This window comes from Variovorax sp. 01T439_2 (assembly GCF_056398445.1).
This window is the reverse complement of record NZ_JBFTPJ010000845.1, coordinates 1-2,620: the sequence shown is the minus strand read 5'-3', so window position 1 is coordinate 2,620 and position 2,620 is coordinate 1. Positions and strand designations below refer to the sequence as shown.

Here is a 2,620-nt window from a genome sequence, read left to right as displayed (position 1 = left end):
GCGTCGGCGTGGTCCTTGCCGAGCACGATGTCCATGTCGAGGTTCTTCTCGGTGTTGTACTTGCGCATGACCAGCGCATTGGTGGTGCCGGTGGTGCTGGCCACCGTCTTCTTGGCGAGGTCGGCGTAGTCCTTGATCTTCGAGGACTTCTTCACCAGCAGGCGCGTGCCGGTGTAGAAATGGTTGACGGCAAAGGCCACGTCCTTGCCGCGCGCGCTGTTGTTGGTGGTGGAGCCGCACTCCAGGTCGACAGTGCCGTTGGTGATGAGCGGAATGCGGTTCTGCGAGGTCACCGGCATCAGCTGCACCTGCAGGCTGGGCTTGTTGAGCTTCTTCTTCACCGCCTCGACCACGGCGTTGGAGAGTTCGACCGAGAAACCGATCGGCTTGTTGGGGCCGTCCAGGTAGCTGAAGGGCACCGACGACTCGCGGTAGGCGAGCGTGATCTTGCCGGACTCGGCGATCTTGGCCAGCGTGTCGGCGGCCTGGACGCCCGTGGCGGTAAGCAGCACCACGGCAGCGGCAGCCATCAATGCGGAGAGTTTCATGCGAGCCTTCTTCAGGTTGGTTGAACAGAACGGCCAGTGTAAGAAGGAGTGACACACCGCGACAATTCCAAATGAACCCTAGCCCATACCCAAAGGTTATGGGTTAAGGCAGGCGGGCGGACGGGGCATGYGCTTTGGCTATGGGCCACCGCGCTTTTGGCATTTCCGGCCGGCGCGGCGCGCACCTACAGTCGATGCTGTTCCCTCTTCACTCTCTCTTCGGAAAGCTGCCTCCATGCATGTGTGTGTGCTCGGCGCCGGCATCGTGGGCCTGGCCACCGCCTGGCAGCTCGAACGCCGGGGCCACCAGGTCACGGTCGTCGACCGCGCCGCCCCCGGTGCGGGCGCCAGCGGCGGCAACGGCGCGCAGCTCAGCTACTCGTACGTGCAGCCGCTGGCCGATCCATCGATCTGGAAGCAGCTGCCCAAGCTGCTGCTCTCGCCCACGTCGCCGCTCAAGCTGCGGCCCCAGCTCGATCCGCTGCAGTGGCGCTGGGGGCTGGCGTTCCTGGCGGCCTGCAATGCGCAGACCTCGCGCAGCACCACCGCACAATTGCTCGCGCTGGCCGCGCTCAGCCGTACCGGCTTCGAGGCGATGCAGGCCGACGTGGCACCCGACTGCGACTTTTCCGCCACCGGCAAGCTGGTGCTGTACGCCAGCGCGGCCTCGCTCGACGGCGCACGCGCGCAGCTCGAACTCCAGCGCGCCATGGGCAGCGAGCAGCGCATCGTCTCGCCCGACGAATGCGCCGCCATCGAGCCCGCGCTCGCGGGCTACCGCGGCCAGATGGCGGGCGCCGTCTACACGCCGAGCGAATGCGCGGCCGACTGCCTCAAGGTCTGCGCCGAACTGCAGCGGGTGCTCGGCGCGCGCGGCGTGCGCTTTCTGCTCGGCACCGATGTGCACGGCTTCGCACGCGGCAACGGCCGGGTGGCGGCGGTGCAGACGAGCGCCGGCGACATCGAGGCCGATGCCTTCGTGATGGCGCTGGGCTCGGCGTCACACAGGCTCGGGCGCGCGCTGGGCGCCTACCTGCCGGTGTATCCGCTCAAGGGCTACAGCATCACGGTGGAGGTCGACCCCTCGCCCGGCGCCGCGCCCACGGTGAACGTGACCGACAGCGCCCGCAAGGTGGTGTTCGCGCGCATCGGCTCGCGGCTGCGCGTGGCGGGCATGGCGGAACTGGTGGGGCACGACGCGAGCATCCCGGCCACGCGCATCGAGACGCTGGCTGCCGCCACGCGCGCCGTGTTCCCGCATGCAAGCCGGCTCGAGGAACTGCATCCGTGGACCGGCATGCGGCCAGCCACGCCCAAGGGGCTGCCGATCATCGGGCGGCTCGCGAGCGCGCCCGCAAACATGCTGTTCAACACGGGGCATGGCGCACTGGGCTTCACGCTGGCTTTCGGCTCGGCGCAGCGGATTGCCGAGGCGCTGGAGCCCGCGGCTTCCTGAGTTGCCGCGCCAGCGGTGTCAGACGGCCTGCTCGATCGCCTCGCGCATGCAGCGCGTGATGCCGCGCACCGCCACCGAATCGGGCTTGCCCGCAAAGCGCAGGGCGCGCACCGGCACCGGAATGTGCGGCTCCAGCGCCAGCACGTCGACCTTGGCGGCGTCCGCCGAGCGGGCCGTGCAGCCGTCGACCAGCGCCACACCCAGGCCGTGGTGGGCCATCGACAGCGCCGCATGATAGGTCTGCACCGTAACCACCGCCTGCTGGAAGCCGACGCCCGCCTGGCGGCAGGCCTGGCTCAGGCTGGTGCCCACCGGGTCGCGGCTGTCGAGCCCGATGACCGGCCGATCGACCAGGTCGTGCAGCGCCACCGAGCCGTTGCGCACCAGCGCGCGCGGCAGCATGCCCTTGGGCGCGATGCACACCATGCGCGTGTCGGCCAGCGTTTCCTGCGTGAGCGAGGGATGCACCGCGGGACTGAAGACAAATCCCACGTCGGCCTCCTGCAGCAGCAGCGCCGACATGATCTGCGGCGAGTGCAGCGACTCCACCGTGATCGCATAGCCCGGGTGCTTCTCGCGGAAGGCCTTGAGCGCGCGCGGCAGCACCTCGTAGCTC

3 protein-coding genes are annotated in these 2,620 nt (G+C 68.9%); 1 reads left to right on the top strand and 2 read right to left on the bottom strand.

Annotated features, from left to right (window positions below; all coding sequences use genetic code 11):
- A partial coding sequence (locus AC1DOC_RS28675) for a transporter substrate-binding domain-containing protein (protein WP_478131022.1) occupies nucleotides 1-548 on the bottom strand: 548 nt, incomplete at its 3' end.
- A 235-nt stretch (nucleotides 549-783) separates the two neighbouring features.
- Between AC1DOC_RS28675 and AC1DOC_RS28670 the strand changes: the two genes are divergently transcribed.
- Nucleotides 784-2,004 carry a D-amino acid dehydrogenase gene (locus AC1DOC_RS28670; protein ID WP_478083194.1) on the top strand — a complete coding sequence of 407 codons (1,221 nt, stop codon included), beginning with the start codon at nucleotides 784-786 and terminating at the stop codon, nucleotides 2,002-2,004.
- A gap of 18 nt (nucleotides 2,005-2,022) precedes the next feature.
- On the opposite strand, the gene AC1DOC_RS28665 is transcribed toward AC1DOC_RS28670, so the two are convergent.
- Nucleotides 2,023-2,620 (bottom strand): LysR substrate-binding domain-containing protein (locus tag AC1DOC_RS28665; protein ID WP_478131021.1); only part of this gene is annotated, 598 nt, incomplete at its 5' end.

Coding starts and splice junctions, on each gene's coding strand:
- AC1DOC_RS28670 (WP_478083194.1), top strand. CDS start 784: ATGCATGTGTGTGTGCTCGGCGCCGGCATCGTGGGCCTGGCCACCGCC.